Consider the following 26,101-nt stretch of genomic DNA (forward strand, 5'->3'; position numbering starts at 1 on the left):
GGAAGGGCTATGGGTCTCGCCATGCGGTCCATCTGCACCGCGGCGGGGTCAGGCCGTACGGTCCAGTGCGCGCAGCGAGCGGTCGGTGATGGACCGGGCGCCACGGCCTATGGCGATGGTCCCGGACTGCACCAGTTCCTTGATGCCGTACGGCTCCAGCATCTTGAGCATCGCCTCCAGCTTTTCACTGGATCCGGTGGCCTCGATCGTGACGGCCTCGGGCGAGACGTCGACGGTCTTGGCACGGAAGAGCTGGACGATCTCGACGATCTGCGAGCGGGTCTCGTTGTCGGCGCGGACCTTGACCAGGACCAGTTCGCGCTGGATGGCGGCGCCGGGCTCCAGCTCGACGATCTTCAGGACGTTGACGAGCTTGTTGAGCTGCTTGGTGACCTGCTCCAGCGGCAGCGACTCGACGCTGACCACGATGGTGATACGGGAGATGTCGGGGTGCTCGGTGACCCCGACCGCGAGGGAGTCGATATTGAAGCCGCGGCGGGAGAACAGGGCGGCGATCCGGGCGAGGATGCCGGGGGTGTTCTCCACCAGGACGGAGAGCGTGTGCTTGGACATGGTCTTCTCTCTTCTTCCGTGCGTCCGTGTCGTCCTGGGCTCAGTCTTCGTCGTTGTCGCCGAAGTCGGGACGCACGCCGCGGGCGGCCATGACCTCGTCGTTGGAGGTGCCGGCGGCGACCATCGGCCACACCTGGGCGTCCTCGTGGACGATGAAGTCGATCACGACCGGGCGGTCGTTGATGGCGTTGGCCTTGGCGATGACCGCGTCCAGCTCCGCCGGGTCCTCACAGCGCATCGCGACACAGCCCATGGCCTCGGAGAGCTTCACGAAGTCCGGGACGCGGGTGCCGCCGCTGGCCTTGCCCGCCGTCACCAGGCCGTTGGCCTCGGGGCCGGAGTGCAGCACGGTGTTGGAGTAGCGCTGGTTGTAGAACAGGGTCTGCCACTGGCGGACCATGCCCAGCGCGCCGTTGTTGATGATCGCGACCTTGATCGGGATGTTGTTCAGCGCGCAGGTGACCAGTTCCTGATTGGTCATCTGGAAGCAGCCGTCGCCGTCGATCGCCCAGACCACACGGTCCGGCTGCCCGGCCTTGGCGCCCATCGCGGCGGGGACGGCGTAGCCCATGGTCCCGGCGCCACCGGAGTTCAGCCAGGTGGAGGGCTGTTCGTAGCCGATGAAGTGGGCGGCCCACATCTGGTGCTGGCCGACGCCCGCGGCGTAGATGGTGTCGGCGGGGGCGAGCTGGCCGATCCGCTCGATGACCTGCTGCGGAGAGAGGGTGCCGTCCTCCGGCAGGTCGTAGCCGAGCGGGTAGGTGTCGCGCCAGCGGTTGAGGTCCTTCCACCAGGCGCTGTAGTCGCCGCGGTGGCCGGCGTCGTGCTCGGCCTGGACGGCGACGATCAGATCGGCGATGACCTCGCGGGCGTCACCGACGATCGGCACATCCGCGGCGCGGTTCTTGCCGATCTCCGCCGGGTCGATGTCCGCGTGCACGACCTTGGCGTACGGCGCGAAGGAGTCCAGCTTGCCGGTGACCCGGTCGTCGAAACGGGCGCCGAGGGTGATCAGCAGGTCCGACTTCTGCAGCGCGGTGACGGCGGTGACCGAGCCGTGCATGCCGGGCATGCCGACATGCTGCGGGTGGCTGTCGGGGAAGGAACCCAGCGCCATCAGCGTGGTGGTGACAGGGGCGCCGGTCAGCTCGGCGAGGACCTTCAGCTCGGCGGTGGCGCCGGACTTCATCACGCCGCCGCCGACGTAGAGCACCGGGCGCTTGGACTCGACGATCAGCCGGGCGGCCTCGCGGATCTGCTTGGCGTGCGGCTTGGTCACCGGCCGGTAGCCGGGCAGCTCGGTGTGCGGCGGCCAGACGAAGGTGGTCTGCGCCTGGAGCGCGTCCTTGGCGATGTCGACCAGGACCGGTCCGGGGCGGCCGGTGGCCGCGATGTGGAACGCCTCGGCGATCGTCCGGGGGATCTCGGCGGGGTCGGTGACCAGGAAGTTGTGCTTGGTGATCGGCATCGTGATGCCGCAGATGTCCGCCTCCTGGAAGGCGTCCGTGCCGATCGCCTTGGACGCGACCTGACCGGTGATCGCGACCAGCGGGACGGAGTCCATATGGGCGTCGGCGATCGGGGTGACGAGGTTGGTGGCACCCGGGCCCGAGGTCGCCATGCACACGCCGACCTTGCCGGTGGCCTGCGCATATCCCGTGGCGGCGTGACCGGCGCCCTGCTCGTGGCGCACCAGCACGTGCCGGACCTTCGAGGAGTCCATCATCGGGTCGTACGCGGGCAGGATCGCACCGCCGGGGATGCCGAACACGGTGTCCGCCCCGACCTCTTCGAGCGAACGGATGAGGGACTGCGCACCCGTGACGTGCTCGATGGCGGCGGGCTGCTGCGGTCCGCCGGCGGTACGGGCCCGCGGCTGCGGATGGTGGGCCCCGGAGGCCTGCTCGGTCATCTGCGTCTCTTCTCGAAGCTGAGGGTTTTGATGGGATTTGTGAGGTTGCTGTGCAACAAAAAACCCCCCGTGCCAGGTGGCAAGCGAGGGGAGCGCGTCGGTGCGTTTCGCTGGGTTTCTCAGGGGCCCAGCGTCAGCCGACGCGCTTTCCAAGTACGAGAATTCGGGTGCGCATGGCACTGACCCTCCCCCCGCCGCGCACTGAGTGTCAAGTGGGTGGGACGGAGGTCTCACTATTTGAGCGCAATGGCGGATGCACGAGCGATTCCGGCCCCGCGGGACCGCCCTGCCGGGCGGGCAGCCCGCTGCCGGTGAGCACCACCGCGCGGCTCTGGCCCGCCAGGTCCGGTACCGGATAGTGGGCATGCGTCAGAGACCTCCGCAGCCGGTGTTCGTCGAGCGGCCCGGAGAAGGCCGTGCCCATGCCGTGCGTACAGCCCATGGAGCGCAGGGCCAGCACCTGCTCGGGCAGATCGACACCGTCCGCGACGGACTGCATGCCCAGGTCCCCGGCGATCCGCAGCAGCCCTGCGGTGATCTTGTGCAGCCGGGCGGACTCCACCACACCGTCCACCAGCCCGCGGTCCAGCCGCAGGACATCGACCGGCAGCCGGCGCAGCGCGCTGATGGCGGCATACCCGCTGCCGAAGCCGTCCAGAGCGATCCGTACGCCCAGCCGGCGCAGTGCGATCAGCCGGCGCTCCAGGTCGTCCAGCGGGAGCCGGGGGTCGCTCTCGGACAGCTCCACGATGAGCGCGCGCGAGGGGAGCCCGTGCCGGGTGAGCAGCGACTCGACACCCTTGGGGGACAGCGCGTGGTCCAGCAGCCGACGGGCGGAGAGCCGGACCGCGACCGGGACCGGATAGCCGGCCCGGTGGCGCGCCGCGGCCTGCTCGACGGCCTCCTCCAGCTGCCAGCGGTCCAGTTCGGCGGCGCGGTCACCGTCGTCGGCGAGCCGCCCGCGGTCACCGACCCGCAGGAATTCGGCCGGGGTGAAGAGAATGCCCTGGGCGGAGCGCCAGCGGGCGTGTGCCGCGACCGCCGTGACCCGTCCGGTCGCCAGCTCCACCACCGGCTGGTGCAGCAGCGCGAAGGCGCCCTCGGACAGGGCCGTACGGAGCTTGCCGGCGAGTTCGGCGCGGTGCGCGACCTCGTGCTGCATCTGGGGTGCGTACAGCTCCACCCGGCCCTTGCCGGCCTGCTTGGCGCGGTACATCGCGAGGTCGGCGTTGCGCAGCAGCCCCGCGGGGCTCACTCCAGGCTCGGCGAAGGCGACGCCGATACTGGCCGCCACCCGCACATCCCGGCCGTCGATGTGGTACGGCTCGGAGAGCTTGATACGCAGCCGGTCGGCGATCTCGTGGATACGGAACTCGCGGGCCGCCCGGTCGCGGGTGCCGTCGCCGGTGATCAGCGCGGCGAACTCGTCGCCGCCCAGCCGCGCCGCTATGTCCCCGGAGCGCACCGAGTCGGCGAGCCTGCGGGCGGCCTGGATCAGCAGCTCATCGCCCGCCTGATGGCCGATGGTGTCGTTGACCTGCTTGAAGCCGTCGAGGTCGATATAGAGCACGGCGGTGTCGTGGTCGCTGGCCCGGCGGCCGGTGACGGCCTGGGTGACACGGTCGGTGAACAGGGCGCGGTTGGGCAGGTCGGTGAGGGCGTCGTGCGAGGCGTTGTGCTGGAGCTGGGCCTGCAGCCGGACGCGTTCGGTGACATCGCGGGAGTTGAAGATCAGGCCGCCGTGGTGGCGGTTGACCGTGGATTCGACGTTCAGCCAGCCGTCGCCGCCGGAGCGCTGCTCGCCCGCGCGGAAGCGGCATTCGATACGGGTGGTCGGTTCGTCCTCGGGGGCCGCGGCGAGGAATCTGCGGACCTCGTGCACCACCCGGCCCAGGTCCTCGGGGTGGATCAGCGAGGCCAGCTCGGAGCCGACCAGTTCCTCGGCGTCGCGGCCGTAGACCCCGGCGGCGGCCGGGCTCACATAGCGCAGCACACCGGTCGGGGCGGCGATCATGATGACGTCGCTGGAGCCCTGCACCAGGGAGCGGAAGTGGTTCTCCTTCTGCGCCAGCTCCTGGGTGAGGGTGATGTTGTCGAGCAGCATGATGCCCTGGCGGACGACCAGCGCGAGGACGACCGTGCAGCCGGTGAAGAGCACCACGCGGTCGATGCGCCGGCCGTCCAGGACGTTGGTGAGGATGCCCAGTGTGCAGACGGCGGCGGCGAGATACGGGGTCAGCGCGGCGAGCGAGCCCGCGATGGGGCGGCTGCCGTGCGGCTGCACCCGGCGGGCGGCGGGCCGGACCTCCTCCTCGGCGCCGTCACCGGCTCGGCGGGCGACCCAGGGCGCGTAGGCGAGCAGCATCGAGCCGGCGAACCATCCGGCGTCCAGGATCTGGCCGGAGCGGTAGTGCTCGCGCAGCAGCGGCGAGCTGAACAGGGCGTCGCACAGCACCGTCAACGCCAGCGCCGCGACCGCGGTGTTGATGGCCGAGCGGTGCACCGAGGAGCGCCGGAAGTGCAGCGCGAGCACCATGCTGACCAGCACGATGTCCAGCAGCGGATAGGCCAGCGACAGGGCGCTCTGCGCCACGCTGCGGCCCTGGAAATGGGCGGTGTGTGCGAGCGCGAGGCTCCATGAGAGGGTGACCAGCGACCCGGCGATCAGCCAGGAGTCGAGGCCGAGGCAGACCCAACCGGCTCTGGTCACCGGCCTCTTGGCGAGCACCAGCAGGCCCACGATGGCCGGCGGCGCGAACAGCAGGAAGCAGAAGTCGGCCAGGGAGGGGCTCGGGACCGTGACCCCTTGGATGACCTCGTACCAGCCCCATACGCCGTTGCCGATACCGGCCATCCCGGAGGACGCGGCGAACAGCATCCAGGCCGGGCGGAACCGGCTGCGGCGCTTGCGTGCGTACAGCCCGCAGGAGACGGCCGCCAGCAATGCCGCGAAGCTGAGGCCGAAGTCCCCCATGAACGCGGCGACTTCCGGCGATCCCCAGCCGAACGCGGCGCCGATGGCATAGCCACCGCAGACCACGGCCAGCACGATCTGCGGTACGACGCCCGGCGGATTGCCGGCCGGCGCCGGAGACCGGGAGAGCATCGCCCCGGGGGCGCTCACCGGATTCTCCCGCTCACCCGCACCGGGCGTCGCCGCGAACGGTGCTCCTGGGGGCCGCGCAGTATTCCCGCGGGCGCTCGTGGATCGTGCTTCTCGATACTCGTCCATCGGCCGTACATCGCCCGTCGCCCCCCTCGGTCCCGGATCGTTCGCACGCGCCGCGTCTTCCCCGGCGTCGTCCCCGCTCGGACGATACACCAGTTCCGTCACTCAGGGACATAGCGTCTCTACGGAGCGTGACTACGAGCGAATGGCGAACACTCCTTGCAGTCGTACGGCCTCGTAGCGCTACGCGCAACCGCTTTCATTCGGCGGTGGCAACCACGTTTCGCAGGGGCTCACCGGCCGCGAAAAGCGTCAACTGGTCCCGGAGCAGCCGCTTCGCACGGGGCAGGAAGGCAGAGCTGGGGCCACCGACGTGTGGAGTGATGAGTACGCCGGGAGCGTGCCACAGCGGATGTCCGGCGGGGAGGGGTTCCGGGTCGGTGACATCGAGCGCCGCGTACAGCCGTCCGGATTCCAGCTCGGCGAGGAGTGCCGCGGTGTCGACGACGCCGCCGCGCGCGACGTTCACGAGCAGTGCGCCGTCCTTCATCTGCCCCAGGAAGGTGCTTCCCACCAGGCCACGAGTGGTGTCGGTGAGCGGAGTGGCCAGCACGACGACGTCCGCTTGGGGCAGGAGGGCGGACAGGTCGGAGAGTGGATGCACGGGACCGCGCACTGTGTCACGAGCGGTGCGTGCGATGCGCACGACCCGCGCACATTCAAAGGGTGTGAGCCGGTCTTCGATGGCACTGCCGATCGAACCATAGCCCACAATGAGGACCGACTTGTCGGCGAGCGCCGGCCGGCGGTCCGGCCGCCACTCCCCCGCGTCCTGGGCCCGGACGAAGCCCGGGATGCCGCGCAGCGCGGCGAGGGTCAGGGTGAGCGCCAGCTCCGCGGTGCTGGCGTCGTGGAGCCCGCGGGCGTTGCACAGCTGAGCGCCGGACGGCAGGTCGGACAGCCCGGGGAGCAGTTGCTCGGTGCCGGCGGTGAGCGCCTGTACGACCCGTACCCGGCTCATCCGGGGCAGCGGGCGCAGCAGGATCTCCGGGCTCTTCATGTAGGGGACGGCATAGAAGGCGCACCGGGCGGGGTCGGCCGGGTAGTCGGGGCCGGCGTCCCAGTGGACGTAGTGGAGACCGTCGGGGAGGCCCTCGATCTCGTCGGGCGGGATCGGGAGCCATACGTCGCGTGCGTCGGTGCGCTGGTCCGGTGTTGCCATGCCCCGAGGCTATGCGAAGAGACGTTCTGTTCAGACGTTAGTTTGGTCTGGCCCTTGACCGGGGGCGAGGGGACGGAGGCACAACCAGGTGGAGCGCAGGACAATCGGTGCGGCGGCCCTTGACGTGGGCGCCATCGGGCTCGGCTGTATGCCGATGAGCTGGGGGTACACCGAGTCACAGCGCAGCTTGGACAGCTCGCTGCGGGCCGTGCACACCGCACTGGACCGGGGCTGCAGCCTGCTGGACACCGCCGACATGTACGGCCCGTTCACCAATGAGCTGCTGGTGGGGCGGGTGCTCAAGGAGCGGCGGGCGGACGCGTTCGTATCGACCAAGTGCGGCCTGCTGGTGGGTGAGCAGCACATCGTCGCCAACGGGCGGCCCGGCTACGTCAAGCGGGCCTGCGATGCCTCGCTGCGCCGGCTGCAGACCGACCGTATCGACCTCTACCAACTGCACCGGGCCGATCCCGAGGTGCCCGTCGAGGAGACCTGGGGGGCGATGGCGGAGCTGGTGGCGGCCGGGAAGGTGCGGTCGCTGGGGCTGTGCGCGGTGGGCGCACGGGCGGTACGGCCGGCCCGCGCGGCCCGTATGGAGCGGCGTCCGGGCGGGCGGGCGCGTCCCCGGTCCCGGATGCACGACGGCACGCTGGCCCAACTGGAGCGCATTCAGCAGGTGTTCCCGGTCAGCAGTGTGCAGGCCGAGCTGTCGGTGTGGTCGCCGGAGCCGCTGGAGGCGCTGCTGCCGTGGTGCGAGTCGCGGGGCGTCGGCTTCCTGGCGGCGATGCCGCTGGGGAACGGCTATCTGACCGGCACCCTCACCCCGGGGCAGGGCTTCGAACGGGAGGACATACGGGCCCGCCACCCGCGCTTCACGGCCGAGATGATGGCCGCGAACCAGCCGGTGGTGGCCGGGCTGCGGCGGGTCGGCGCCCGGTACGGGGCGACGCCGGGGCAGGTGGCGCTGGCGTGGACGCTGGCGCAGGGGCGGCATGTCGTCCCGGTGCCCGGCACGAAGAAGGAACGCTGGGCCGCGCAGAACGCCAAGGCCGCGGAGCTGACGCTCACCCGCGAGGATCTGGCGGAGATCGCCGCGCTGCCGCCGGCGCGCGGGTCCTGGTACTAGGGACGGGGCGCGGGCCCGCGGCCCGCCCGCTCGCGGCGCCGCCGTCCGCGCCGGATCATGACAGGTGGGAGTGGTTCCGTCATCCACAGGGCGCGGCACAGCGGCCCGCGATGTGGTGTTCTGGTCCACGGGCCCACGCCCTGCCGACGAGAGGATCTGCCGTGCAACGCCGTTCCCGGACCGCCGTGTTGGCCGCCGCTTCGCTGCTCCTGGTAGCGGGCTGCTCGTCCGGCGCGCAGCCCGGGGGCGGGGGCGGCTCGCCCGCCGCCCCGTCGAAGAGTTCCGGCGCCGCCTCGCCGGGCGGCACCGCGTCGGCCACCGCACCGCCCGCCAAGGGCTCGGTGAAGGTGACCGGCACCCTGACCACCGGTCTGACGTCGCCGTGGGGCGTGGCGGTGCTGCCGGGCGGGGATCTGCTGGTCGCCTCCCGTGACACCGGAAAGATCATCCGGGTCGCTGCGGACAGCGGGAAGAAGACCGAACTGGGGTCGGTGCCCGGCGTGGACCCGGGGGGCGAGGGCGGGCTGCTGGGGATCGCGGTGTCCTCGGCGTTCGGCGCGGACCACCAGGTGTACGCGTACTTCACCACCGCCTCCGACAACCGCATCGCCCGCATGAACTACGACGAGAAGCGCCCGCCGGGCAATCAGCTGGGCGCGCCCGACACGATCTTCAAGGGCATCCCCAAGGGCCAGGTCCACAACGGCGGCCGGATCGCGTTCGGCCCCGACAAGATGCTCTACGTGGGCACCGGCGAGACCGGGGACTCCGGGCTGGCCCAGGACAAGGACTCCCCGGCCGGCAAGATCCTTCGGATGACGCCGGACGGCGAGCCGGTGCACGGCAATCCCGAGGCGGATTCGGTGGTGTACGACTACGGCCACCGCAATGTGCAGGGGCTGGCCTGGGACGGCGACAAGCGGCTGTGGGCCTCGGAGTTCGGGCAGAACACCTGGGACGAGCTCAATCTCATCGAGCCGGGCAGGAACTACGGCTGGCCGGAGGTCGAGGGCCGGGCCAAGGGCGGGGCGAAGGGCACCGGGTTCGTGAACCCGGTCGAGCAGTGGAGGACCGCGGACGCCTCACCCAGCGGTATCGCCTTCGCCAAGGGCTCGATCTGGATGGCGTCGCTGCGCGGCGAACGGCTGTGGCGGATCCCGCTCAACGGGACGAAGCCGGTGGCCGCTCCGCAGGCCTTCCTGAAGGGCACCTACGGACGCCTGCGGACCGTCGTGGCGGCCGGTGACGGCACGTTGTGGCTGGTCACCAGCAACACGGACGGACGGGGCACCCCGCACAAGGGCGATGACCGGATTCTCCACCTCAAGGTGAGCTGATCCGTCAGATCCCCTTTTCGGGCGTCCTGCCTACACTCGGGTGCCAGGGGGCGGGTGCGCGCACACCGAAGAGGGGGCAGGGCAGCATGTTCAACATCGCGGAAGAACTGTTTGCACCGGGGCGCAAACACACCGACGAGGAGCGGCAGAAGTTGTCGCTCGTCGTCGATGACGTGGGCGACGGCGACCCTGGGAAGGGCCCGATCGACCTCTCCTCGGGCACCGTCGTCGTCAGGGCGGCGCCGCGGCAGCGGGACCAGGACGCGGGCGAAGCCTAGGCCGACGGGGCCTGGCCGGGTGTCGGCTCCCCGAAGAGGCGCAGGCGGTGGGCCACCGCGCCCGCTTCGCCGCGGCCGGAGACGCCCAGCTTGGCGAGGATGTTGGAGACATGGACGCTGGCCGTCTTCGGGGAGATGAACAGGGCGTCGGCTATCTGGCGGTTGCTGCGGCCGTCGGCGACCAGCCGCAGCACGTCCCGTTCGCGCGGGGTCAGGCCGAGGGACTCGGCGGGGGCGGCGCCGGAGGGTGCGGGCGCCTCGGCAGTGCGGCCCTTGTCGGTGGCTGTCCCGGCCGTGGTGGCCGGTATCAGGCCCGGCAGGGGGATACGGGCCCGCTGGGCGAGGAGTTCGAGTTCTCCGGCGAGCGGGCGGGCGCCCATCGTCACGGCGGCGGTGTGTGCCTGGCCGATCAGGAGGACGGCGGCCTCGCGCGGGGTGCGGCCGTGCAGTCCGGCGGTGGCCCGCTCGCTGCCGTGGAGGAGTGATTCGGCCCAGCGGTAGCAGGCACGGGCGAGTTCATGCGGCCGCTCCAGGGGCTCGAAGGCGGCGACCGCCCCGGCCCAGGCGTCGGGAGTCTCGCGGCCCTCGGCACGGCGGAGTTCGGCGTCGACCGCGAGGCCGTACGCCGACCAGACCGGGCAGAGCCGGGGCAGCCGCTTGGCCGCGTCCCGTATACGGGCGAGGATCGCGGCCCGGCCGGGCTCGGCGGCGGGCAGCCCTCGGGCATCGGCTTCGACGGTGGTGGCCGCCCACAGGAGCGGCCAGACATAGCGCTGGGTGCCGGGCGGGAAGCCGGCGTCCAGAGCCTGCTGGAGGATGCTGCGGGCGTCCAGGACGCGGCCCTGGCGGGCGGCGATGCGCAGCGCGTGCCGCGTCATGACGAGGGAGCTCTGCGGCTGGGGGTCGTGGGTCCCGTAGTACTCCTGGGCGACGGCCAGTTCACGCTCGGCCTCGGCGAGGTCTCCTTGGTCCAGCGCGAGATCGGTGCGGCGGCTGGCGGCCAGCGCGCATGCCCGGGGGTTCTGCCCGAGGCGGCCGGCCTCGGCGGCGGCCCGGCCCGCCTCCTCCCAGCGGCCCAGCGACTGGAGGGATTCGGCGCGATTGCCCAGCACCCAGCTGGTGCTGTCCTTGAGGCCGTAGCGGGTGGTGAGTTCGATGCCCCGCTCGGTGGCCTCGACGGCTTCGCGGGAGCGGCCGACGCCTTCCAGCGCGGAGGAGTAGTTGATCTGGCCGCGGCCGACGATGGCGAAGTAGCCGCGGTCGACGGCGCGCTCCAGGCTCGTACGGAAGTCGGCGAGGCCCTCGTCCACCTCGCCGGAGTCGACCCGCAGCCCTGCCAGGGTCACCCGGGAGTTGAGCTCGGCCTCCTCGTCGCCGACCGACTGGGCGAGTTCCACGGCGCGTTCGGCCGTCGCGAAGGTGTCCGGCCCCGGTTCGTGCAGGATCTCCCAGCTGGCGACGGCGGCCAGCACCTGGGCGTGTACGGAGGACGGCGGCAGCCCGCGCACCAGCTCCTGGGCGGTGCCCAGATCCTCCCAGCCGTTGCCGCGGCCGGTGGCCTGGCAGAGCCGGGAGCGCTGCACCAGGAACCAGGCCGTGCGCAGGGGGTCGTTCTCCTGGCGCAGCGAGCGCAGGGCGCGCTTGGTGATCATGAAGGCCCGTTCGATGTCACCGGACAGCCGGGCGGCCACCGCGATCTCTGCGAGCAGGTCGAGGAAGCGCAGGGCGTCGCCACCGTGGCAGCCGCAGGCCGGGTACGCCTCGGCGTAGTCGACCGGGCGCACCCCCTGGCGGACCTCCGTCGGGGCGTCATCCCACAACTCCAGGGCGCGGTCCAGCAGGCGCAGTTGCTCGGCGTAGGCATGGCGGCGGCGGGCCTGGACGGAGGCGGCGAGGACGGCGGGGAGGGCCTTGGCGGCGTCGTGGGCCTTGTACCAGTAGCTGGCCAGACGGGCGGCGCAGACCTCGGTGCGGACCAGGGAGGGGTTGGCCTCCAGGGCCTCGGCGTAGCGGCGGTTGAGGCGGGTGCGCTCCCCGGGGAGCAGATCGTCGACGACCGCCTCACGGGCGAGGGCGTGCCGGAAGCGGTAGCCCGTGCCGTCCTGGGTGGGCACGAGTGTGTTGCTGCCGACGGCCGCCCGCAGCGCCTCGATGAGGTCGTCCTCGGGCATCCGGCAGACGGCGGCGAGGAGTTCGTGTTCGACGGTGGAGCCGCCCTCGGCGGCCGTGCGCACCACCCGCTGGGCGTCCTCGGGCAGCGCAGGACCTCACGGTCCAGCGGTGGCACGGCGTGCCCGCGCCCACCGGCCCCGCGTACGCACCTGCCCTTCGGGGTCGTCCGCCGCGGAGCGGGCAGCGGCGGCGCGCTCGGCGCTCGGGACCTCCGACGCCTCGCTCACCAGCCGCTGCCGGGCGGCCTCGCGGCGCAGCTCTTCGTGACGGACCCGGATCTCCAGCTCGGAGTGGAACATGGCGTCTCCCCCTGATGGTGGTGAGGTGGTGCCCCGACCGTGTGTCGAGTGGCTCCAGCCTCGTCTCCCAGGGGGGTCGGCCACATCGGGAGAGTTCCCGATCTTCGCGTCCTTACGGTCCTTAGGGCGGGGCGCCCGACGGACGGACGGGTGCCTAGGGACGGGGTCCGGGGCCGTAGGGACCCCGGAGAGCGGCTGCGGTGATGCTCAGGGGCGGCACGCCGGATCCTGTTCCTTCTTCCCGGCGTTCTGACGGTAGTCACCGCAGGCGACCACCGCCTCGGGCTCGCCGGCCGACTGCCGGAGGATCACCAGGGTCTTCCGCTTCGGGGGGCCGCTGCTGAACTCGGAGTAGCTGACGAACCCGGTGGCACCGTCGAAGGTGATGTTGTTTCTCAGGGCGGTCAGCACGGATTCCCGCCGCACGGTGCTGCCCGCATTGTCCACGGCCCTGGACAGGACGTGGAAGGCGTCGTAGGACACCGCCGAGTGCCCGTCCTGCCGCCAGGGGTCCTGCGGATACTGCCCGTTGTACTGGCGCACGAAGTTCTTGGTCTTCGCGCTGGCGCGGCTGTCCCCCTCGGGGAGGCGGTGCGCGGAGTGGTACAGCCGGAGCCAGTCCTTGTCGGCGTACTGGCCGGTGAGCGCCACATTCGTCAGCTCATTGCCGCCGAGCACGGTGAGATCGTTCTCGATGCAGGTCCCGTTGGTGTCCATGGCTCTGACGAAGGCCGTGAAGTCCTTCGCCCGTGCGGTCCAGTAGACGGCGGTGTCCGGTTCGGCCTTCAGGGCCTGGCACACCTGGCCGACGAGCTGGTCGGCCGTGGTCGCCTTCTGCGTACCCGCTTGCGTGGCGAAGGGCTGTGAGTCCTGGCGAAAGCTGATGACCGTCTCACCCCCCGTGAATGCCTGCTGGAACCTCTCGGCGAGGCTCTCGCTGTATAGGTCGTCGGGGGTCCGTACGATCACCGCGTGTCCGGCAGGAACGCATTCCACCGGTGCGTGCGGGTCCGTCTTCCCCGGCTTCGCCACGAGGGGGGAATGGGTGGCGAAGGCGGCCTCGATGCCTGCTTCCGTGCTGTTGGCCGGTGTGAAGGGCCAGAAGGAATCGCTTTGTTGCATCTCGTCCGCCGTCGCGGTGGTGCCGACCATCGGCATGCCGATGCCGCCCAGTTCCTTCACGGCCTCCTGGGTCTCCTTCGTGCTCTGCGCGAAGCCCAGGACGCCGACGATCTGCTCGTACGCCTCTTCGGAGTTCTCCTGCTTGACGTCCCGGATGAGGCTACGCACGGCGCGGACGGCTTCGCGGAAGCCCGCACCGGCCTGCCGCACTTCCACCCGCAGCGGTACCCGGGAGGCGTCCGAAGCCGCGTCCTCGATCAGCCGCTGCTGCCACATGGCGACCCCGCGCAGTTCGGGGATGGCCCCGTCGAAGATGGTGTCCTCGGCACTCGTAGGAGGCGTCGATTCGAAGAGCACGACAGTGCGCACCGCGCGGTCCTTGGCGTACTTCTCCGCGTCCTTGTTCTGCTTGTCGATACGGTTCCGCGCCGCCTGATACCACTCCTTCGGCTTGACCTCGACCCTCTTGGTCTGGCTGCCGGCCGCGACCGGGTGGTCCCCTCCGACACAGTGGGTGTCCGGCGTCCTCTCCCAGAAGCTGGGGACGGTGGCGCCGCCCACCAGGACCGCGGCCAGCGCGGTCAGTTCGACGGCGGTGACGGCGCGCCAGCCCATCGTGAACTTCCGCGGCTGCACCGGGGGAATCTGCAGTCCGGGGCGCTCGAAGGGCTCGTCCTCCAGGGGCACCACGACCGGCCGCGGGTTGCTGGAGTGGAGCAGGCTGCTCGCCCGGCGGAGGTTGGTGCGTTCCACGCCCAGATCGGCCTGCAGGGAGCCGGAGGGACGGCCGACCGCGATGACGAGCGGGCCGGGCCCGTCCAGGCCGGTGTGCAGGGTGTGGAACGCGCGCAGGAACCGCTCCGCCGCGTCGGCTCCCGGGGCGCCCTCCGGCGGAATCTCCACCAGCAGCACGGGGCGGGCCACCCTGCGGCGGCGCTTGGGCAGCAGCCGTCCGACGGCGGGTTTGCGCAGATCCTCCAGCAGGGCGCGCATCAGCAGGAGTTCGAGGGCGGCGAGGCCCTCCTTGTGGCGCGGATGGCTGGGCTCCAGACTCAGCCGGGGCGCCTGGCGGGCCCCTACCTGGTCGAGGAGTTCGAACACCGGCGCCCCGCCGGCGGTCGCGTTGAGGTGTTTGCCGAGCCAGCCGCTCCGCTTGGACCTGACGAGCCGGCGGTTCTGCCGACGGGCCCAGATCCAGCGGGGCAGGGTCCGGGTGAGGGAGTGCCAGACGAGCCCGACGAAGAAGCCGTACGCCCCGCCGATGGGCGCGGTGTCCGTGCCGCCCATGTGCCACAACAGGCCGGGGAGGCCGCCCCGTTCGGCCCGCTGGCGGTAGACGTGGTCGCGTAACTTCCGCGCCCCCGGGCCGCCGCCCGGACGGCTCTCCTGTATCTGGGCGACGACATCCGCCATCAGCCAGAAGTTGGGGAAGCGGTCAGGGGTCGAGCGCCGGGGGATGTCGAATTCGAGGCCCGTGCCCGCCTGGACGGTGAGCAGGGGCACGTCGCCCTCGGCGTACAGCACCGTGTGCGGAACGCGCTTGTACTCGGGTCCGAGTGCCCAGCGCAGCGCTTCCAGGACCCGGTGGGTATGGGACTCCGGGGATTCCGCCGACGTACTGAGGAGGAGCAGCGGGGGCTTGTTCTCCAGGAGGTCACGCCGGGCGGGGTTCACGGCGGTGCGGTACTCACGGATGAAGTAGTCCGCTCCGGCATCGTCAGGGAAGGAGGAAGGTTCGACGGAATTGTTCGTGGATCTCACCTCGTCGGCCACATAGTGACCTTTAACGGCCAACTAATGATCTACTCAGGGTAGTTACCCATGTTAGAAGAGTGACCTTGCGGGCTCAATCCACTTTCGGATTCTGGTGTGCCGCGGGGTGGCCGCTGTCGTTCGGTCCGGTCCGGCACCGGTCCGGTCCCCGTCCGGCCCCGCCGGACCGCCGCTCCCCCGACGACGGCAAAGACCCACCGGGCGGACCGGTGGGTCTTCAGCGGATGGTGGTTTCGGTTCTTATGGTGCGGCGGGTCCGCCCGCCGGGGCCTTGGGCACGGTCGGCATGCTGCCGAAGAGGTCGAGGTACATCCCCGCGGAGATCAGGATCCCCAGCACGCCCAGCACCAGTCCGCCCCAGGCGACCGCGCGCACCCACGTGGCACGCGGGCGGAGCAGCACCACCACGGCGGCGGCGATCACGGCGAGCAGTGCGAAGGCGCCGTTGATCAGGGCGTTGGTGTGCCAGGAGGCGCCGTAGACGGCGGCGATCTGGTCGCTGGCCTTGCCCGACTGGAGCTTGATCTGGCCCATCAGGTTGGCCCGCTCGGCCATCACCGTGCCGAGCCAGGTGCCGGAGAGGGACGCGAGGCCGAGCCCCGCGGCGACGACGGCACCGGCACCCTCGGCGATCCCGGCGGAGGCCGGTGCGGGGGCGGTGTCCGGCTCGTCGGCGCCGTCGTCCACGCCGAGGTCACTGGCCTCGTCCTGCGCGGCGAGGGCGGCGTTCTCGTCGGCCTGCTCATCCGCCTTGGCGGCGGCCTTGCCGGTCGCCTCGGCCTCGGTGGCCTCCGGGATCGCGGCGGTGTCCGTGGCGGTCTGCGCCGGCACGGTCTTCTCGTCGTCGGTCTTCTTCTCGGTCGTCCTGGTACCCATGGGCGCGACCGTAGGCGCCCCGTCTGAGAGTCGGATGAGAGCGGCGGCGGCACACGGGCGGCGGGCGGCGACACACCGGCCGCGGGGGCCGGACACCGGGCGGACCGAGCCCCATGACGACGGCAATCCGGGGCCCGGGAGCATGGATTTACACCCGCACTATCGGTTTCTCGCCCTCCTGGGGGCCGGGCAGCCGCACCCCGCCCGGCTGCTCCGGCGGCGGCTCGATGCTGATCCGGGGCAGCCACCGGTCCAGCCAGGAGGGCAGCCACCAGTTGGCGCCGCCCAGCAGGTGCATCAGGGCGGGCACCAGCAGCGTACGGAGCACGAAGGCGTCCAGGGCGACGGCGCCGGCCAGGCCGATGCCGAACATCGCGATGATCCGGTCGCCGCTGAGGATGAACGCCCCGAACACCGCGATCATGATGACCGCCGCCGAGTTGATCACGCGGCTGGTCTCGGCGAGGCCGACCCGTACCGCCCGGCGGTTGTTGTGCGTCAGCTGCCACTCCTCGTACATCCGGGACACCAGGAATACCTGGTAGTCCATGGACAGCCCGAAGAGCACCGAGACCATGATGACCGGCAGGAAGGGTTCGACCGGTCCGGCGCTGCCCAGGCCCAGCAGTTCGCTGCCCCACCCCCACTGGAAGACCGCGACCACGATCCCGAAGGACGAGGCCACGGCCGCGATGTTCATCAGTGCCGCCTTGAGCGGGATGCCGATACTGCGGAAGGCCAGCAGCAGCAGGACCGATCCCAGGGCGATCACGACGCCGATGAAGAGCGGCAGCTTGCCGACGATGACGGACGCGAAGTCGTCGTAGCTGGCGGTGATCCCGCCGACCTGTACCTGCGGCGCGACCGTTCCCCCGGCCCCGGCCTCCGGAAGCACCTCCGTCCGCAGCCGTTCCACCAGGTCGGAGGTCTGCCGGGACTGCGGTGAGCTGGTGGGGACGACGGTGATCATGCCGGTGCTGTGGTTGCCGTCGAACGATGGACTGCTCACCTGGGCGACGCCGGGTGTGTCCCGCAGCCGCTGCGGCAGTTCGGAGAACGCGAGCCGGTCCTGAGAGCCGTCCAGGGTGCCGACGAGCGTCAGCGGCCCGTTGAAGCCGGGGCCGAAACCGCTCCCGTGACGGGCGCCGGGCCCGTCGCCCGCGAGCAGGTCGTACGCCTTGCGGGTGGTCGACGTGGCCGGGTTGTTTCCCTGGTCGGAAGTGCCCAGATGGAGACCGAAGGTCGGCAGTGCCAGGACGAGCATGACGGCCGCGGCGACGGTGCCCAGCAGTTTCGGATGCCGCTCCACGAAGCCGGACCAGCGGGCGGCGATCCCGGTGGGCCGCTCGGGCCGCGGCCCGTGCTCGGCCAGCCGGCGGCGCTCGCGACGGCTCAGCGCCCGTATGCCGATCAACCCGAGCAGCGCCGGCAACAGGGTCACGGCGGCGGCCACGGTCAGCACGACGGTGAGCGAGGCGGCGAGGGCGACGCCGTTGAGGAAGCTCAGCCGCAGGATCAGCATGCCCAGCAGCGCGATACAGACCGTGGCACCGGCGAAGACGACCGCGCGCCCGGATACCGCGACGGCCCGCGTGGCGGCCTCATGGACCGGCAGGCCCTCCCGGAGGCCCTTGCGGTGCCGGGTGACGATGAAGAGCGCATAGTCGATGCCGACGCCGAGGCCGATCAGCATGCCGAGCATCGGGGCGAAGTCGGCGACGGTCATGGCATGGCTGAGCAAGGTGATTCCGGCCGAGGCGGTACCGACGGCGGCGAGTGCGGTGATGATCGGCAGGAAGGTCGCGGCGAGCGATCCGAAGGCGAGGAAGAGCACCACGGCCGCGGCGCCCAGCCCGATGATTTCCGCCAGTTGGGCACGCGGTGCCTCGGTCAGCGCGATACCGGCGCCGCCCAGCTCGACCTGGAGGCCGTGGCCGGACGCGCGCTGCGCGGTGTCGACGACCTTCCGCACCTGGGCGACATCCAGGTCATCCGTGGGCCGGTCGAAGATCACGGACGCATAAGCGGTGCGCCCGTCCTTGCTGATCTGCCGCGCGCCGGAGCCGTCGGAGCCCTCGGAGCCACCGTCACCGTGCTTACCGCTTTTGCCCTGCTTGCCGTGTGTGCCGTGTGTGCCGTGTGTGCCGTGTGCACCGTAGGGCCCCTGCACGTCGGAGACGCCGGGCAGCCCGGCGACCTTCTCCAGGGTGTGCCGCATGGTCTTCTCGACGGCACCGGAGCGCACGGTCCCGGAGTCCGTATGCCACACGATCGTGTCGCCGTCCCCGGAGCGGTCCGGGAATGCCTTGGTCATCCGGGCGCTCGCCTGCCCGGATTCGGTCCCGGGGACCTCGTAGTTGTTCGAGTACGCGGCACCCGTCATCCCCGCGGCGACGGCCACACCCGCGAAGGCGGCGAGCCAGAGCAGGATCACCACGATGCGGCGCCGGAGACACCACCGAGCCAGAGCGGTCACGGACCTCGTCTGCTTCCCGGGTCGTTGTGCGTCGATATCTCCCGGGGGCGGGCGGTGCCGAGCGCGGATGTACGGGGGCGGGGCGGGCCGTCGCCCGCGCACAAGCGGAAGCGTCCGGTCCACCTCTCCTGTGCAGAGTGTCAGGCGGAAAAGATCCTTTGACCTGTTTGTGGACTTCCCCACAAAGAGACGGGAATAGGGAACTCGTCCCCGCCTCCTCCGGGCCCCGCCCCGTACACCGCGTCTCAGCCGGTGACCGACTCCTTGCCGTTCTCCACATGCCCCATCAGCCGGCGGTGGAAGGACCGGTCCTCGGCGACCGTCAGGCCGAGGTCGTACCAGCCGTGCGCGGCCGCCGCGGGATGCGCGACGGTGCGGCTGCCGCCCGCCTTCACCTTCACCGTGCGCGGCGTGGTGTCCTCATAGGCCAGCGGGGCGAGGGTGAAGGTCAGCGCGGTGCGGCCGTGGTTGGTGACGGTCAGATGGAGTTCCTGCCGTTCGGCGTCGATCCGCGTGCCGATCGTGACGGCCGCGGCCGCACCCTGCCCGGTACCGGCGAATTCCCGCCGGAAGCCGTTCGGCCCGGTCACCGTGAAGCGGTACGAACCGTCCTTTACCGGCACATCCCACTCCCCCTTCCCCCGTACGTCCCGGTGCTGCGGCGCCTCGAATTCCTTCGCGTACGGATAGAGCGCCAGGTGGACGGATGCCTTACCAGCGTTGCGGACGGCCAGCCGGAAGACCGAGGCGCCCGGGTCGAACCCGCCGTCGGCGTCCGGCTGGTACGGCAGCGCCCTGGCCGGCCGGCTGCCGCGCTCCTGCTGCGGCAGCGCCTGCCGGGCCGGCGGCCGCGGCGCCCAGCGCCCGCTGAACTCCGGGATCGCGCCGGGCTGCCGGACCGACGGCTGTCTGCGCCCACGGGAGAAGTCGAACGCGGCGGTCAGATCGCCGCAGACGGTGCGCCGCCAGGCGCTGATGTTGGGCTCCTCGATCCCCGTCCAGCGCTCCAGGAAGCGGACGATCGAGGTGTGGTCGAAGACCTGCGAGCAGGCATAACCGCCGACCGTCCAGGGCGAGATGACGATCATCGGCACCCGGATGCCCAGGCCGACGGGCCGGCCGTCCCAGAATTCCCCGTCGGTCCCGGCGGGCGGCACCGGGGGCGGCACATGGTCGAAGAACCCGTCGTTCTCGTCGTAGGTCAGGAAGAGCGCGGTGTGCCGCCAGACGTCCGGGTTCCTGCCGAGGGCGTCGAGCACCTTGTAGACGATGGTGGCGCTCTCGACCGGTGAGGACGAGCCGGGGTGCTCGGAGTCCGCGGCGGACGGCACGATGTACGAGACCTCGGGAAGCTTCCCGCTCGCCACGTCCGCGGCGAACGCGGTCGCCGTGGTGTCCGGCTCACCGCGCCGCAGCGCCCGCTCGAACAGGCTTCGCTCCGCGCGGCTCAGCCCCTTGACGCCCTCCTCCAGGAGCCCCTGCAGCCGCTCGCGCCCGGCCTCGTCGGCACCCCCCACCTTCGTGTAGAAGGCGGTCATGTTCTGCACCCCGTCCACCTTGGCCAGGGCCTTCTTCGCGACCGCCTTGAAGCTCGCGTAGAACTCCAGGTTGTTGTCGGTGAAGTTGTCCCACTCCTGGTAGACGCGCCAGCTGCGGCCCGCCTTCTCCAGCCGCTCGGCGTAGGTGGGCCACGTGTAGCCGGTGTGGGTGTCCTCCTCATAGGCGTCGTTGCCCACCGCCCGCTTCCCGTTGGGCTCGTACCCCGTCCAGCCGCTCACCAGATGGTTGCGGTTGGGGCTGGTGGAGGAGTGGATCGAGGAGTGGTAGGCGTCGCAGACGGTGAAGGTGTCCGCGAGCTCGTAGTGCAGCGGGACGTCCTGCCGGTCGTAATGCGCCATGGTGGCCGCGGTCTTGGCGGTGACCCAGTTGTTCATCCAGCCGCCGTTCCACGCCCGGGACCCGCCGTCCCAGCCGTGGTCCAGCGCGCCGATGTACTGCAGGTCCTTCTTCTGCGCGGCGGCCGCCTCACGCACCGAGAAAGGCAGCACGGTCCCGGCGCCCGGCAGCCCCGGCTGCTCGTAGACGCTCCGGCCGCCGGGCAGCTCGATCGCATTGCGGTCGGCGTAGCCGCGCACCCCGCGCAGCATCCCGAAGTAGTGGTCGAAGGAACGGTTCTCCTGCATCAGCACGACGACATGCCTGATGTCCCTGAGCCCGCCGTCCCGCGCCGGCCGCGCCGCGTCGTCCGCCAGCGCCTGCTGAAGCGACGGCGGCAGCAGCGACCCGGCCATCGCCGCGCCGGCCGCTGCCGCGCTCACTCCCAGTACGCGTCTCCGAGATACCTCCGGTGCCACGCCCGACCTCCCTGTTGCCAGTCCACGGCGGCCACAGACCGTTCAAAGGTCTGAGGCCCGCCCATTGCGATGGTGCGACCGGGACGCTAGTCGGCTCCGGTGACCGGCGATAGGTAGCCACATGACAACTCGGTGTTTGTCCACAGGCCGTCCATCCACCGGCCGTTGGCCCACGGCGGTCTGTCCACAGGCGGTTGCGAAGTGTCCTGTGCCGGTGAAGGCTGATCGTTGTCATGGAAGGCTGGCGAGCAAGCCCGCTCGTGCCAGGGAAGTTCGAGTGGCACGAAGTGCTTGTGCGTCAGGGTGACGGTGGGAGAACTCGCGGGTGCGTACACGCATCCGGAGCTGAGAGCGTTGGGGGGCAGTGACGGTGGCGATGCGGGCATTTCCGCTGGTGGGCGGGCCGGTGGAGTTGCGGGGTGCGCTGGACTTGGAGAGGACACAGTCGGGGGTGATGCCCCGCCGGTTGCCCGCATGGACCAAGGAGCAGTACCGGGACCCGTCGGTCCACGGGGTGACGGTGATGCCTTCCGGGGTGCGGCTGGTGTTCCGCACCGATGCGCGTGAGCTGGAGTTCGAGGTACTCACCTCCACAGGGCAGCTCGACAACGACCCCCAACCTCGCCCGACCGGGATGCTGGAACTGCTGGTGGACGGTGCCCACGCCGGGCGCCAACAAGCACCGATGGGCAACGTGATGCGGATGGCGGGCCCCGGGACCGCGCAGCGGCTGGTCCCGGGGGAGCCGGGGACCGTACGGTTCGCCGGGCTGCCGAGTGGCATGAAGAACGTCGAGCTGTGGCTGCCGCAGCAGACCCCCACGGAACTGGTGGCACTACGCGCTGACGGCGAGGTGCTGGCACCGCTGCCGGACGGCCGGCGCCGCTGGGTGCACCACGGCAGTTCCATCAGCCACTGCCTCGAAGCCGACGGCCCGACCGGCACCTGGCCGGTGGTGGCGGCTTCGCTCGGAGGAGTGGAGGTGATCAACCTCAGCCAGGCGGGCAACGACATGCTGGACCCCTATGTCGCCCGGACGATCCGCGACATGCCCGCCGACCTGATCAGCCTCAAGATAGGCATCAACATCGTGGGCCTGGCTACCTTCCGACTGCGGACCTTCGGTCCGGCGGTGCACGGATTCCTGGACACGATCCGGGACGGTCACCCGGACACCCCGCTGCTGCTGATGTCCCCGGTGAGCTGTCCGGCACTCGACGCGACTCCCGGCCCGACCGCGATAGGTCCGGACGGGAAAATCACCGCCCTCGGCGACCCGGCCGATGTGGCCAGTGGGGCGTTGTCGCTGAAGGTGGTCCGGGATGAACTGGCCCGCATCGTGGCGGCCCGGCGAGCACGCGATTCCCACCTGCACTACCTTGACGGACGCGAGCTGCTCGGCCCGGACGAGGTGGATGACCTTGCCGACGGCCTGCACCCCACCGCCGCCGCATACCGCCGGATGGGCAAACGCTTCGCCGCCCACGCCTTCGCCGACGACGGCCCGTTCCGCTGAGTGACCGGGGCTCCGCACCCGCACCAGGTGCGGAGCCCGAACGTAAGCAGGTTCTTCGTTGGGCCGCCCCTGACCCGCGGCGCCCGCCCGCGCCCGGCTACCGCGGACCGCTCCCGTACTCCGGCCACCACTCACACCACACGATCTTGCCGGGATTGCGCTCCCCCACCCCCCACTTGTCCGCCAGCGCGGAGACGAGCAACAGCCCCCGCCCGCACTCCTCTTCGGCCGCGGCGTCCCGCACCGGAACCCGCGGTTCCCCGTCCCCGCTGTCGTGCACCTCGACGCGCAGCAGTCCGCCCTCGCCCAGCGACAGGTGCAGCCGGTACTCACGGCCGGGCGGAACTCCGTGCAGCAGGGCGTTGGTGGCCAGCTCACTGACACACAGCAGAATGTCGTCCGCCCGGCGTTCCAGGTCCCATTCGGCGAGCACGGTACGGGCGAACTCCCTGGCCAGCGGCACGGATCGGCGTTCGCGCCGGTAGCGCACGCTACGGGCGCAGAGTGTCTCGGTCTCCTTTTGCATGGCGCCACTGTCACAGTGCGCAACTATGATGAACCACAGTGTCAGGTCGTACAGATCGGCTGTACGACTTCTGGCTGTGTCATGCCGTCACAGGGAGGGGAAAGCAGATCGCATGCAACAGACGAACAAGCCCAAAAAGATCACTTCTTGGCATGTCATCGGCGCCCAGCTGAGTCACTTCCGCAAGGCCGCCCGCATCACCCAGCCCGCACTGGCCGAGCGGGTCGGCCTCCACGAGGACACCATCGGCTCGATTGAACAGGGCCGCCGGCCACTGAAGCTAGACCTCGCCGAAACCCTGGACGAACTGCTCGACACCAAGGGCGTGTTGGCCGTCGCGGTAGCCAAGGTCCCGGAACGGGAAAAGCTGCCCGCGTTCGTACAGGACCTGGTGGAGCACGAGGAGAAGGCGCTGACGCTGCTGTCGTACCAGAACCAGGTGGTACCGGGGCTGTTGCAGACCGAGCCGTACGCACAAGCCACCATCGACTCCCTCTATCCACCGCTGGACGAGGACCAGGCCGAGGAGTGGGTCTCGGGACGCATCAGCCGGCAGAAGCTGCTGGAGCGCAAGAAGCCGCTGCCCATGCTCAACTTCATCGTAGAAGAGGTGGTGCTTCACCGGCCGATCGGCGGGCCGGAACTCCTGCGCGCCCAGCTTCGCCATCTCCGTTCGTGCGCTGACCTCCCCTTCTTGGGGCTTCAGGTCATGCCGACGGCCCGACGCACCCATGCCTCCCTGGATGGCCCGCTGGTCCTGCTGGAGACACCCGATCACGAACATCTCGCCTACATCGAAGCGCAACGGATCAGCTTCCTGGTCGACGATCCAGATCAGGTCAGCATGTATCAACAGGTATATGGGATGCTGCGATCGCAGGCCCTCACCCCTGAGGAGACGAAGAGCCTGCTGGACGACTTGCTAGGAGAGTCATGACCAGCACAGCAGCCCAGCACATCTCTCGCGGTCTTAGCTGGTTCAAGTCCAGCTACAGCGGCAGCGCGGGCGGCGACTGCATCGAAGTCGCCTACGACTGGCGCAAGTCGAGCCACAGTGCCAGCGCGGGCGGCAACTGCGTAGAGGTCGCCTACGACTGGCAGAAGTCCAGCTACAGCAGCGACGAGGGCGGCGACTGCCTGGAGATGGCCACCTGCCCCCACGCCATCCACATCCGCGACTCCAAGGACCCGGGCGGCCCGATACTCACCACCAGCGCCGCCGCCTGGTCCGCCTTCCTGGCCGACGTCGCCAACTGAGCGACGCCGAAGCGACCATGAAGCAGCGTCAGCTCGGTACCCACGGCGGCCCGGCCGTCTCCGCGCTCGGTCTCGGCTGTATGGGGATGTCGACCTCGTACGGCGTCCCGGACGACGCCGAGTCAGTCCGTACCCTCGACCGCGCCACGGAACTCGGCGTCACCCTGCTCGATACCGCGGACGCGTACGGGCGGGGCGCCAATGAGGAGTTCCTCGGGCGCTGGCTGCGCGGCCGTACGCGCGCGCGCAGCGGGACGGGCTGGTCATCGCGACCAAGTTCGGGCTGCGGCACGACGCCGCCACCGGGCGGGTGAAGGCGGTCGACACCTCCTCCGCGTGGGTGCGCAAGGCGTGCCACGCCTCGGTACGGACCGCATCGCTGTCGACCTGCCGCGAGCTGGCATCGGCAGGCGGGCCCGGCCGCTTCCCGGTTCAGTGCTAGCCGGCCCGCTTGACGCAGGTCTGGTCACCTTTCGGTAGCTTGCCGGTGGCCAGGTACCGGTTGACCTTGCCGTCCACGCAGGCGTTGCCGTATTCGCCGTAGAGCGCGTGCCGGTTGGCGCCCTTGAGGGTGATCAGCTTGGAGCTCGGCAGCAGACCGTGCAGGGCGAGACTGCTCTTGTACGTGGTGCGCGGATCGCCGGTCGCGGCCACGATCAGCGCCGGGGCATCGCGGTGTACCCGGGTGGGCTCTTCGCGCGGCCGGTCCCAGAAGGCGCACGGTCCGATGTTGTTGGTCAGCGGGCCGAAGAGCGCATGCCCGGCGCGGCTGCGCTCGATGTCCCGCCAGTAGCGCTCGGGGTCGCGCGGGGCCGGCTTGTCCCCGCAGATGATCGCGGACTGCACCATGGCGGACTGCGCATCTTCGCCGGTCAGCATGGTCCGCAGCGCCTTGGCGAACTGCGGGGACAGTCGGGTCGGCCGCCCGTCCGCGGCCTTGGCCAGTACGGACAACTGCTCGCCGAGGGCGGCCCGCTGCGCGTCGCCGTCGTCCGCGATCCCGCCGATGAGCAAGGACGGCACCTGGGTGTCGTCGAGCCGGAAGACCTCGGGGGCGGTGCCGACCGTCAGCGGGCCGCGCGCGGACGCCGCCACGACGCTGCGGACCGTGGCGAGGACTTCGGCGCGGGTGCGGCCGAGACCGTAGGTGCCGTTGCGGCGCGCTGCCCAAGCGGCCCAGTCGGAGAGCGCCCGCTCGTTCTCGGGCTCGGCGCCCCGGAGCAGCCGGGGGCCGTAGTCGTCCGGGGCGAGCGCCCCGTCGAGCACCGTCCGGTCGAAACGGCCGGGGAACATCTGGGTGTACACCGTGCCCAAGTAGGTGCCGTACGAGTAACCCAGGTAGGAGATCTTCCGCTCGCCGAGCGCACCGCGGATAACGTCCATGTCGCGGGCCGTGTTGCGGGTACTGATGTGCGGCAGCAACGACGCGTTGGTGGCCCGGCACTTGTCGGCCAGGCCCTTCTGGAAGGTGACCTGCCGCTCGAAGCTCGCGCGGCTGAGACCGGCCGCGAGGATGCTGGTACCGACGGACCAGCCGCAGTCCAGCGGGGTGCTGCGTCCGACGAAGCGCGGGTCGAAGCCGATGATGTCGTACCGCGGGCCGACCTCCTTCATCGCCTTGCGGATGTGCGGCGGGGAGTCGAGGGCGGTGCCGCCGGGGCCACCGTTGTTGAGGAGTATCGAGCCGATGCGGTGGCGGGTGTCGGTGGCCTTGAGCCGGGATATCGCGACGGTGATCGTCCGGCCCCCGGGGGCGGTGTAATCCAGCGGCACGGTCACGTCCGCGCACTGCACCCCGGCCTTCTCCAGGTCATGGCCCATCGTGTCGTCGGGGCCCTTGACGCAGGTCCCCCAGGCGAGGCGCTGCCGGTAGTAGCGGTCGAGTCCGGACCCGGCTGCGGTGTCGCGTCCGGTGGTCGTCGCCGTACCGTCGCCGTCCGCGGCGGAGCGCGCGGCAGCCGTGGCCACGGCGGGGGTAGCGGTGAGGCAGGCGGCGAGGGCGACGCCCGCTGCCGAGGCGCGGCGCAGGGCCGGGCCGAGGCCGCGGCCACCGCGGTCGCGCACGGCTCCGGCCGGCGCATACCCAAAGGGAAGTTTCTTCGCTTTGTTCACA

General features: G+C 70.8%; 17 protein-coding genes and 2 pseudogenes. 7 read left to right on the plus strand and 12 right to left on the minus strand.

Annotated features, from left to right (window positions below):
• Positions 1-48: 48 nt before the first annotated feature.
• The 4 genes from ilvN to STRTU_RS10160 all read right to left on the minus strand — a co-directional run bounded on the left by ilvN (position 49) and on the right by STRTU_RS10160 (position 6,876).
• Entirely contained in the window at positions 49-573 is a 525-nt protein-coding gene (gene ilvN / locus STRTU_RS10145) for an acetolactate synthase small subunit (RefSeq protein WP_127153167.1), read from the minus strand.
• 40 nt (positions 574-613) lie between these two features.
• Positions 614-2,485 carry an acetolactate synthase large subunit gene (locus STRTU_RS10150; RefSeq protein WP_159743243.1) on the minus strand — a complete coding sequence of 624 codons (1,872 nt, stop codon included), beginning with the start codon at positions 2,483-2,485 and terminating at the stop codon, positions 614-616.
• Between the two features lie 208 nt (positions 2,486-2,693).
• The gene (locus STRTU_RS10155) at positions 2,694-5,609 is read right to left on the minus strand and encodes a putative bifunctional diguanylate cyclase/phosphodiesterase (protein WP_159743244.1); all 2,916 of its coding nucleotides are present in this window, start codon (positions 5,607-5,609) and stop codon (positions 2,694-2,696) included.
• Between the two features lie 304 nt (positions 5,610-5,913).
• Positions 5,914-6,876 (minus strand): 2-hydroxyacid dehydrogenase, encoded by a 963-nt coding sequence (locus tag STRTU_RS10160; RefSeq protein WP_159743245.1) that lies wholly within the window; start codon positions 6,874-6,876, stop codon positions 5,914-5,916.
• 88 nt (positions 6,877-6,964) lie between these two features.
• On the opposite strand from STRTU_RS10160, the gene STRTU_RS10165 reads away from it, so the two are divergent.
• The 3 genes from STRTU_RS10165 to STRTU_RS10175 all read left to right on the plus strand — a co-directional run bounded on the left by STRTU_RS10165 (position 6,965) and on the right by STRTU_RS10175 (position 9,617).
• The gene (locus STRTU_RS10165; RefSeq protein ID WP_159743246.1) at positions 6,965-8,002 is read left to right on the plus strand and encodes an aldo/keto reductase; all 1,038 of its coding nucleotides are present in this window, start codon (positions 6,965-6,967) and stop codon (positions 8,000-8,002) included.
• A 161-nt stretch (positions 8,003-8,163) separates the two neighbouring features.
• Complete coding sequence (locus STRTU_RS10170) at positions 8,164-9,339, plus strand: PQQ-dependent sugar dehydrogenase (RefSeq protein ID WP_159743247.1); 1,176 nt, start codon at positions 8,164-8,166, stop codon at positions 9,337-9,339.
• Positions 9,340-9,425: 86 nt separating this feature from the next.
• On the plus strand, positions 9,426-9,617 hold the full coding sequence (locus tag STRTU_RS10175) for a DUF6191 domain-containing protein (RefSeq protein WP_159743248.1): 192 nt from the start codon (positions 9,426-9,428) through the stop codon (positions 9,615-9,617).
• Here STRTU_RS10175 and STRTU_RS10180 read toward each other — a convergent pair.
• The 6 genes and pseudogenes from STRTU_RS10180 to STRTU_RS10205 all read right to left on the minus strand — a co-directional run.
• Positions 9,614-11,878, minus strand: a pseudogene (locus STRTU_RS10180) (helix-turn-helix transcriptional regulator); the annotation flags it as partial. The gene STRTU_RS10175 and the pseudogene STRTU_RS10180 sit on opposite strands and share 4 nt — an antisense overlap.
• Before the next feature lie 6 nt (positions 11,879-11,884).
• Positions 11,885-12,088, minus strand: coding sequence for a hypothetical protein (locus tag STRTU_RS10185; RefSeq protein ID WP_159743249.1), 204 nt, complete (start codon positions 12,086-12,088; stop codon positions 11,885-11,887).
• A gap of 207 nt (positions 12,089-12,295) precedes the next feature.
• On the minus strand, positions 12,296-14,983 hold the full coding sequence (locus STRTU_RS10190) for a type 1 periplasmic-binding domain-containing protein (RefSeq protein ID WP_246240328.1): 2,688 nt from the start codon (positions 14,981-14,983) through the stop codon (positions 12,296-12,298).
• 240 nt (positions 14,984-15,223) lie between these two features.
• Complete coding sequence (locus STRTU_RS10195; protein ID WP_159743250.1) at positions 15,224-15,859, minus strand: hypothetical protein; 636 nt, start codon at positions 15,857-15,859, stop codon at positions 15,224-15,226.
• Between the two features lie 148 nt (positions 15,860-16,007).
• Positions 16,008-18,335, minus strand: coding sequence for an MMPL family transporter (locus STRTU_RS10200; protein WP_159743251.1), 2,328 nt, complete (start codon positions 18,333-18,335; stop codon positions 16,008-16,010).
• 245 nt (positions 18,336-18,580) lie between these two features.
• Complete coding sequence (locus STRTU_RS10205) at positions 18,581-20,689, minus strand: phosphocholine-specific phospholipase C (RefSeq protein WP_159743252.1); 2,109 nt, start codon at positions 20,687-20,689, stop codon at positions 18,581-18,583.
• 376 nt (positions 20,690-21,065) lie between these two features.
• Between STRTU_RS10205 and STRTU_RS10210 the strand changes: the two genes are divergently transcribed.
• A complete protein-coding gene (locus STRTU_RS10210; RefSeq protein ID WP_159743253.1) occupies positions 21,066-22,205 on the plus strand; it encodes a GDSL-type esterase/lipase family protein in 1,140 nt (379 codons plus the stop codon).
• Between the two features lie 97 nt (positions 22,206-22,302).
• On the opposite strand, the gene STRTU_RS10215 is transcribed toward STRTU_RS10210, so the two are convergent.
• Complete coding sequence (locus STRTU_RS10215) at positions 22,303-22,731, minus strand: ATP-binding protein (protein ID WP_159743254.1); 429 nt, start codon at positions 22,729-22,731, stop codon at positions 22,303-22,305.
• 112 nt (positions 22,732-22,843) lie between these two features.
• On the opposite strand from STRTU_RS10215, the gene STRTU_RS10220 reads away from it, so the two are divergent.
• From STRTU_RS10220 to STRTU_RS10230, 3 genes and pseudogenes are all read left to right on the plus strand, one after another.
• Positions 22,844-23,668, plus strand: coding sequence for a helix-turn-helix domain-containing protein (locus tag STRTU_RS10220; RefSeq protein ID WP_159743255.1), 825 nt, complete (start codon positions 22,844-22,846; stop codon positions 23,666-23,668).
• On the plus strand, positions 23,665-23,988 hold the full coding sequence (locus STRTU_RS10225) for a DUF397 domain-containing protein (protein ID WP_159743256.1): 324 nt from the start codon (positions 23,665-23,667) through the stop codon (positions 23,986-23,988). The genes STRTU_RS10220 and STRTU_RS10225 overlap by 4 nt, the downstream gene beginning before the upstream one ends.
• A 17-nt stretch (positions 23,989-24,005) precedes the next feature.
• Positions 24,006-24,358: pseudogene (locus tag STRTU_RS10230) on the plus strand (aldo/keto reductase); the annotation flags it as partial.
• A 68-nt stretch (positions 24,359-24,426) separates the two neighbouring features.
• Here STRTU_RS10230 and STRTU_RS10235 read toward each other — a convergent pair.
• Positions 24,427-26,052: an alpha/beta fold hydrolase gene (locus STRTU_RS10235; protein ID WP_159746814.1), complete on the minus strand. Its 1,626-nt coding sequence runs from the start codon at positions 26,050-26,052 to the stop codon at positions 24,427-24,429.
• Between the last annotated feature and the right edge of the window lie 49 nt (positions 26,053-26,101).

Origin of the sequence: Streptomyces tubercidicus (genome assembly GCF_027497495.1) — a bacterium.
GTDB classification, from domain to species: Bacteria; Actinomycetota; Actinomycetes; order Streptomycetales; family Streptomycetaceae; genus Streptomyces; species Streptomyces tubercidicus.